Raw genomic sequence first — 7,782 nt, 5'->3', positions numbered from 1 at the left:
ACCCTCCAGCCACTCGACCACGCCCTGATCACCACCCTGATCGAGGACGGCCGAGCCTCCTACACCGACCTGGCCCGCCGCGCCGACACCACCGCCCTCACCGCCCGGCGCCGACTGGAGACACTGGTCGCCGGCCAGGTGGTCAGACTCGCGACCGAGGTCGACCTGGCCCGGCTGGGCATCCGCACCGAAGCCCTGCTGTGGATCACGGTCAACCCCGGCGGCCTGGAGGAGACGGGCCGCGAACTCAGCCGCCACCCCCAGGTCCGCTTCGCCTCAGCCACCACCGGCCCGGCCAACCTCCTCGTGGCCGTCGCCGCCGCCGACCTCAACGCGCTCTATCACTTCCTGACCGACACGATCGGCGCCCTCACCCACGTCGCGACGATCGAGGTCACTCCGATCCTGAGCGGGGTCAAGCGGACCGGTCTGGTCCGCCCGAGCAGCCTCTGAACCTCAAGGACTTAGGACGACCACGCCTCCGACAACGTTGTCGAAAGCGTGGTCTGCCCGAGCCGCGGTCCTACGGGATGCGGCAGGCCCCGAGCGGGCACCGGACGACGGCGAGCACGGCCGGCCTACGGCGTGTAGGTGGCGTCACTGCCGTACAGCTGCCTGGTGAACGCGGAGACATCGGCGCTGCGATCGGCGCCGTCGAGGTTGTACGTCAGGAAGACGCCGTACCCCTCACTGACCGTGCGGGCGGCGAGTGCGGCGGCGGTGCTCTGCGAGGTCCCGCCGATCTGGACGGCCGCCGGCGACAGCTTCGACTTGGGCAGTGCGATGCCGGGGACCTGCCAGGTGCCGTAGTACGGGTTCCAGGCGTAGTCGAACTTGGACGAGACGTCGACGCCGCCGTAGGACAGGCGCGACGCGGCCGGGCCGATGTTGTAGAGGCTGATGATCTTGTCCGGCATGTCGGCGCGCAGTGCCGACACCAGGTACACGAACGAGCTGGCGTTGGGCTGGGTGGTGCCGTTGTTGCCGTAGTCGGCGTACTCGTCGTCGAAGTCGATGCCGTCGAGGCCGTACTTGGCCACGGTGTCCGACAGCTGCTTCGCGAACGTCGAAGCCGTCTGCTGGGACGGGAAGTTGGCGAAGCCGGAGCCCTGGTGGTTGCCGAGCACCGAGAGGACGACCTTGATGCCCTTCTGCTGCAACGGCCGTATCTGCGTGGCGGCGTTGTCGAGGACGCTCTGCACGTTCGGGTTGAAGTACAGGGTCCCCGCCTTCGTGCCCGCGTCGTAGTTGATGTTCGCCGCGAAGATCACGGCGACGTCGAAGACCTGGGCGCCGCCGTTGGCGAGGGTGTACTTGCCGACGTTCAGCATGCTGTTGTTGTTCACCTCGACGTACGCCACCGAGGTCGGTCCCTGTTTCGCGGCGGCGGGGGCCGCTGCCGCGCCGCTCGTGGCGGTCGCGCCCAAGGCGAGCGCCGCCATGGCCGAGAGCGCGACCGCGGCCGTCCGTACTCTTCTCCGTACCGGAGTGAACATCGTTGATCGGTCTCCCATCGCATGGAGCGGCGCCCGCCCTGCTCGCGGGCGCCGAGTGAGCCCCGACCTCTCCGTTCCCGTGACCGAACCCCCGGAACCATGCGAGGACTCTTCCCGACTCCACGCACATCGCGCCACAACTCTCAATCCGGGCAAGGGAGTTGCTGGAACGCTGCGCCGGCGCGGACGGACAGGGCGTGCACGCCGCGGCTCCGCGCCACCGCCCCTACAACCCCACGATCTTGTTCCACTCCTTCGCGAACTCCACCCGCTCCGTGGACGTGATGTCCCGCGCGATCGCGAGGTGCTTGCGCATCGTCGCGTCCGGGAAGATCAGCGGGTTCTCGGCCAGCTCCGCGGTGTCCTTGTCCTTGGAGGCCGCGAGGACGTCCTGGGCGGCGGGGACGGGGCAGACGTAGTTGACCCAGGCGGCGAGTTCCGCGGCGACCTCGGGGTCGTAGTAGTAGTCGATCAGCTTTTCCGCGTTGGTCTTGTGGCGGGCCAGGTCGGGGATCATCAGGGAGTCCGCCCAGAGTTCGGCGCCCTCCTCGGGGACGACGAAGCGGATGTCCGGGTTGTCGGCCTGGAGCTGGATCACGTCGCCGGAGTAGGCCTGGCAGGCGAGGACGTCGCCGCTGACCAGGTCCTTGGTGTAGTCGTTGCCGGTGAAGCGGCGGATCTGGTTCCGGCTGATCTGGGTCTGTACCTGGTCGCACACCTTGTAGAAGTCGGCGGCGGTCCACTTGGTGATGTCGACGCCGTTGCCCTGCATCAGCAGCGCGAACGCCTCGTCCAGGCCGGAGAGCAGGGTGACCCGGCCCTTCAGGTCGCTCGCCCACAGGTCGGAGACATGGCGGATCTCGCGGCCGAGCCTGCGGTGGTTGTACGCGATGCCGGTGATCCCCGACTGCCACGGCACCGTGTACCGGCGCCCCGGGTCGAACGCGGGCGAACCGAGCTGCGGGTCGAGGTACTTCGCCACGTTGGGCTGCGCGGACCGGTCCATCCGCTGGACCCAGCCGAGGCGGACGAACCGCGCACACATCCAGTCGCTCATGACGATCAGGTCGCGGCCGGTCTGCTGGTGGTTCATGAGCGCCGGGCTGATCTTGCCGAAGAACTCGTCGTTGTCGTTGATCTCCTCGATGTAGTCGACGGATATCCCGGTCTTCTTCTCGAAGGCGTCCAGCGTGGGCCGCTTCGTCTGGTCGTCGTCATCGGTGTCGATGTACAGCGGCCAGTTCGCCCAGGTCAGCCGCTTGTCCTTGGCGGACAGATCGGCGCCGGCGCGGTCCCCGGCCTTCACATACGCGGCGGGCACACCGCACCCGGCGAGCGCGCCGAGCGCGGCGGTTCCGCCGAGCGCGCGCAGCAGGGAGCGACGGGAGGGCGGATACGGCTTCGGAGTCTGGGGCACCCGCGCAGCATGACCCGCCGGCCTGTCCCCGATCAATGGACGCTGCGTCGAGCGGCTTCCCGCGGACCCGACACCTTGTCGATCGGTTGCCTGTGAAGTAACCGCCGGTTCACACGGCAGGTGCGCGGCACGAGGTCCTCGTCGACTCCGGTCCGGGTGTCCGGCACCACGACAGCCGGACCTCCCGGGACACAACACCGCGGCCCTGTACGGGAGTTGATCCCGTACAGGGCCGCGGTGTATACGTCCGGTCAAGCGCCGCAGGCCTACGCGTCCAGCGACGTCATCACGTGCTTGATCCTGGTGTAGTCCTCGAAGCCGTAGCCCGACAGGTCCTTGCCGTAGCCCGACTTCTTGAAGCCGCCGTGCGGCATCTCCGCGACCAGCGGGATGTGGGTGTTGATCCACACGCAGCCGAAGTCCAGCGACTTCGACAGCCGCATCGCCCGCCCGTGGTCCTTCGTCCACACCGACGAGGCCAGCGCGTAGTCGACGCCGTTGGCCCACTCGATGGCCTGGGCCTCGTCCGTGAAGGACTGGACGGTGATGACCGGGCCGAAGACCTCGTTCTGGATGATCTCGTCGTCCTGCTTCAGCCCCGAGACGACGGTCGGCGCGTAGAAGTAGCCGACCTCACCGACCCGGTGGCCGCCCGACTCCACCTTCGCGTGCGCCGGCAGCCGCTCGATGAAGCCGGTCACCTGCTTGAGCTGGTTGGCGTTGTTGAGCGGGCCGTAGAGCACGTCCTCGTCGTCCGGCCGGCCCGTCTTCGTCTCGGCGGCGGCCTTCGCGAGCGCCGCCACGAACTCGTCGTGGATGCCCTCCTGTACGAGCACCCGCGTGGCCGCCGTACAGTCCTGGCCCGCGTTGAAGAAGCCCGCGACCGAGATGTCCTCGACGGCCTTGGCGATGTCGGTGTCCTCGAAGACCACGACGGGGGCCTTGCCGCCCAGCTCCAGGTGGACCCGCTTGAGGTCCTTGGACGCGGACTCGGCGACGGACATGCCCGCGCGCACCGAACCGGTGATGGAGGCCATCGCCGGCGTGTGGTGCTCGACCATCGCGCGGCCGGTGTCCCGGTCGCCGCACACGACGTTGAAGACGCCCTTGGGCACGATCGAGCCGATGATCTCGGCGATCAGGACGGTGGAGGCGGGGGTGGTGTCCGAGGGCTTCAGGACGACCGTGTTGCCGGCGGCCAGGGCCGGGGCGAACTTCCAGACGGCCATCATCATCGGGTAGTTCCAGGGCGCGACCTGCGCGCAGACGCCGATCGGCTCGCGCCGGACGATGGAGGTCATGCCCTCCATGTACTCGCCGGCCGAGCGGCCTTCGAGCATCCGGGCCGCGCCCGCGAAGAAGCGGATCTGGTCGACCATCGGCGGGATTTCCTCGGAGCGGGTGAGCCCGATCGGCTTGCCGGTGTTCTCCACCTCGGCCGCGATCAGTTCCTCCGCGCGCTCCTCGAACGCACTGGCGATGTCCAGCAGGAACTTCTGCCGCTTGGCCGGGGTCTCGTCCCGCCAGGCCGGGAACGCGGCGGCGGCGGCCGCCATCGCGGCGTCCACGTCCGCCGTCCCGGACAGCGGCGCGGTCGCGTACGCCTCGCCCGTCACGGGGTTGACCACCTCGGTGGTCCGTCCGTCGGCGGCGTCCCGGAACTCACCGTCGATGTAGTTGCGCAGACGACGCAGTTCGGTGCTCACTGCCGGCCCTCCAAGTTCAGGTGTCCAATCACTGAGACACCCACCCTAATCGCCCGGCCCACGTTTTCAACACCCCCGATCGCGCCAAGGCTACGAAATCCGCAAGTCTCGACCACGTAAACAACGAATTTCATCGAAGCGGCCTTGCGGAACGGTCGAGACGTCGTGCACAGTGAAGCCGTGGCCAGTCGCAGCGCAGAACAGAGGGACTCCCGCGAGTCCAGGAACGGCAGTACTCCTCACCTGGACGCCGTCTCCCTCGCCATCATCGAACAGCTCCAGGAGGACGGCCGCCGGCCGTACGCCGCGATCGGCAAGGCCGTCGGCCTCTCCGAGGCGGCCGTGCGCCAGCGCGTCCAGAAGCTGCTCGACCAGGGCGTCATGCAGATCGTCGCCGTCACGGACCCGCTCACCGTGGGCTTCCGCCGACAGGCGATGGTCGGTGTCAACGTCGAAGGTGACGTCGAGAACGTCGCCGACGCGCTGACGGCCATGCCGGAAGTGGAGTACGTGGTGATGACCGCGGGCTCGTACGACCTCCTCGCCGAGATCGTCTGCGAGGACGACGACCACCTGCTGGACGTCATCAACAAACGCATCCGGGCCCTGCCCGCCGTGCGCTCCACCGAGAGCTTCGTCTATCTGAAGCTCAAGAAGCAGACCTACATGTGGGGAACCCGATAACCGTGAGCAAGGACCTCAGCCGCACCGCGTACGACCACCTGTGGATGCACTTCACCCGCATGTCCTCGTACGAGAACGCGCCCGTTCCCACGATCGTCCGTGGCGAGGGCACCTACATCTACGACGACAAGGGCAAGCGCTACCTCGACGGTCTCGCGGGTCTGTTCGTGGTCCAGGCCGGTCACGGCCGCGCCGAACTGGCCGAGACCGCCGCCAAGCAGGCGCAGGAGCTGGCGTTCTTCCCCATTTGGTCGTACGCCCACCCGAAGGCCGTGGAGCTGGCGGAGCGTCTCGCCCACTACGCGCCGGGCGACCTGAACAAGGTCTTCTTCACCACCGGCGGCGGCGAGGCCGTCGAGACCGCCTGGAAGCTCGCCAAGCAGTACTTCAAGCTCCAGGGCAAGCCCACCAAGTACAAGGTCATCTCCCGCGCGGTCGCCTACCACGGCACCCCGCAGGGCGCCCTGTCCATCACCGGACTCCCGGCGCTGAAGGCCCCGTTCGAGCCGCTGGTCCCGGGCGCGCACAAGGTCCCGAACACCAACATCTACCGCGCCCCGCTCTTCGGCGACGACCCGGAGGCCTTCGGCCGCTGGGCCGCCGACCAGATCGAGCAGCAGATCCTCATGGAGGGCCCGGAGACGGTCGCCGCGGTCTTCCTGGAGCCCGTGCAGAACGCCGGCGGCTGCTTCCCGCCCCCGCCCGGCTACTTCCAGCGGGTCCGCGAGATCTGCGACCAGTACGACGTACTCCTGGTCTCCGACGAGGTCATCTGCGCCTTCGGCCGCCTCGGCACGATGTTCGCCTGCGACAAGTTCGACTACGTGCCGGACATGATCACCTGCGCCAAGGGCATGACCTCGGGCTACTCCCCGATCGGCGCCTGCATCATCTCCGACCGCCTGGCCGAGCCGTTCTACAAGGGCGACAACACCTTCCTGCACGGCTACACCTTCGGCGGCCACCCGGTCTCCGCGGCGGTCGGCCTCGCCAACCTCGACATCTTCGAGCGCGAGGGCCTCAACCAGCACGTCCTCGACAACGAGGCCAACTTCCTCAACACCCTCCAGAAGCTGCACGACCTCCCGATCGTCGGAGACGTCCGCGGCAACGGCTTCTTCTACGGCATCGAGCTCGTCAAGGACAAGGCCACCAAGGAGACCTTCACGGACGAGGAGTCGGAGCGCGTGCTCTACGGCTTCGTCTCCAAGAAGCTCTTCGAGTACGGCCTCTACTGCCGCGCCGACGACCGTGGTGACCCGGTCATCCAGCTGTCGCCGCCGCTGATCTCCGACCAGTCGACCTTCGACGAGATCGAGGGCATCGTCCGCCAGGTGCTGACGGAGGCCTGGACGAAGCTCTGATCGTTCCGAGGTTCGGATCTTCCTTCTGGATGATCAAACACCGGCCCCGGCCCCGGCGCCGCCGTTCGAGTGAGAAACGGCGGCCCGGGGCCGTGTGCTGTCCGGGCTCCCGCCGACCGCTCCTTAGCGTGCCAGTGACCGATCGGCCCCCTCTTCGTTCCCCCGGACGGGGGATGCGATACGGGAAAACGGATCTGAACGAGGTGTACGCGCATGGTGGCCCCGCCGGACAACGACGTGCTCTGGGCACGTGCCCTGCACTTCCAGCACCACGACGGAACGCCCGCGCTCGGCGGCGTCTCGCTCGGGGTCCGGGAGGGCGAGATCCTCGCCGTCATGGGCCCGCGCGGCAGCGGCAAGACGACCCTGCTGCGCTGCCTCTCCGGCCTGGAACGCCCGAGCCGCGGCGAGGTCTGGTTCAACAGTGTGCCCGTGCACACCATGGGCCCGCTCACCCGGGAACGGCTGCGCCGCGACCGCTTCGGCTGGATCGACCCGGCCCCCGTGCTCGTCCCGGAGCTGAACGTCTGGGAGAACGCGGCCCTCCCCCTGATGCTGCGCGGCACCAGCCGCCGCCGTGCCAAGACCGCGGCCCTGGAGTGGCTGGACCGCCTCGACATCGGCGACCACGCCCGCAAACGCCCGCACGAACTGCGCCAGGCGGAGCGCCAGCGCGTCTCGATCGCCCGCGCGCTGGCCCCGGCGCCCACGGTCCTGTTCGCCGACGAGCCGACCGCCCCGCTGTACCGCGCGGACCGCGCCCAGGTCCTGCGCACGCTCACGACGGCCGCCCGCTCGCACGGCATCACGGTCGTCCTCGCGACCCACGAGGCGGAGACCGCGGCCCTGGCGGACCGTACGGTGTCGCTCCTGGACGGACGCCGTGTGAACACGGTTCACCTTCCCCCGGTCGCCGAGTCGGAAGGCCGGGCCGCGTGCTCGCTCTCCGTCTGACCCGCGGCTCGCACCCCGCCGTCCAACTGCGCCGCCTGCTGGTCGCGGTGGCCTCGGCGGGCACGGGCTTCCTCCTCCTCTGCACCCTCGGCTACGCGATGGGCCACCCCGACTCCCCCGCCGCCGCGGCCCTCCGCCTCGCCTGGTGCGCGACCCCGCTG

7 protein-coding genes and 1 pseudogene are annotated in these 7,782 nt (G+C 68.9%); 5 read left to right on the top strand and 3 right to left on the bottom strand.

Annotated features, from left to right (window positions below):
- A partial coding sequence (locus AC31A1_RS42100; RefSeq protein ID WP_489658362.1) for an Lrp/AsnC family transcriptional regulator occupies positions 1–453 on the top strand: 453 nt, incomplete at its 5' end.
- A 125-nt stretch (positions 454–578) separates the two neighbouring features.
- On the opposite strand, the gene AC31A1_RS42095 is transcribed toward AC31A1_RS42100, so the two are convergent.
- The 3 genes from AC31A1_RS42095 to AC31A1_RS42085 form a co-directional block, all read right to left on the bottom strand.
- Complete coding sequence (locus tag AC31A1_RS42095; RefSeq protein WP_489658361.1) at positions 579–1,496, bottom strand: endo-beta-N-acetylglucosaminidase H; 918 nt, start codon at positions 1,494–1,496, stop codon at positions 579–581.
- A gap of 226 nt (positions 1,497–1,722) precedes the next feature.
- Positions 1,723–2,913: an extracellular solute-binding protein gene (locus AC31A1_RS42090; protein ID WP_489658360.1), complete on the bottom strand. Its 1,191-nt coding sequence runs from the start codon at positions 2,911–2,913 to the stop codon at positions 1,723–1,725.
- Between the two features lie 266 nt (positions 2,914–3,179).
- Positions 3,180–4,619 carry a gamma-aminobutyraldehyde dehydrogenase gene (locus AC31A1_RS42085; protein ID WP_489658359.1) on the bottom strand — a complete coding sequence of 480 codons (1,440 nt, stop codon included), beginning with the start codon at positions 4,617–4,619 and terminating at the stop codon, positions 3,180–3,182.
- Positions 4,620–4,784: 165 nt separating this feature from the next.
- Here AC31A1_RS42085 and AC31A1_RS42080 point away from each other — a divergent pair, with 165 nt between their 5' ends.
- The 4 genes and pseudogenes from AC31A1_RS42080 to AC31A1_RS42065 all read left to right on the top strand — a co-directional run.
- Positions 4,785–5,303, top strand: a complete 519-nt coding sequence (locus AC31A1_RS42080; RefSeq protein ID WP_489658358.1) for an Lrp/AsnC family transcriptional regulator — start codon at positions 4,785–4,787, stop codon at positions 5,301–5,303.
- Positions 5,288–6,667 carry an aspartate aminotransferase family protein gene (locus AC31A1_RS42075; protein ID WP_489658357.1) on the top strand — a complete coding sequence of 460 codons (1,380 nt, stop codon included), beginning with the start codon at positions 5,288–5,290 and terminating at the stop codon, positions 6,665–6,667. Before AC31A1_RS42080 ends, AC31A1_RS42075 begins: the two co-directional genes overlap by 16 nt.
- A gap of 213 nt (positions 6,668–6,880) precedes the next feature.
- The gene (locus AC31A1_RS42070; protein WP_489658356.1) at positions 6,881–7,621 is read left to right on the top strand and encodes an ABC transporter ATP-binding protein; all 741 of its coding nucleotides are present in this window, start codon (positions 6,881–6,883) and stop codon (positions 7,619–7,621) included.
- Positions 7,603–7,782, top strand: a pseudogene (locus tag AC31A1_RS42065) (hypothetical protein); the annotation flags it as partial. The gene AC31A1_RS42070 and the pseudogene AC31A1_RS42065, both read left to right, overlap by 19 nt.

It is taken from the genome of Streptomyces sp. P5F9 (assembly GCF_057961495.1).
Note: the sequence above shows the minus strand (reverse complement) of the source record. Positions and strands in the feature narration are given on the sequence as shown.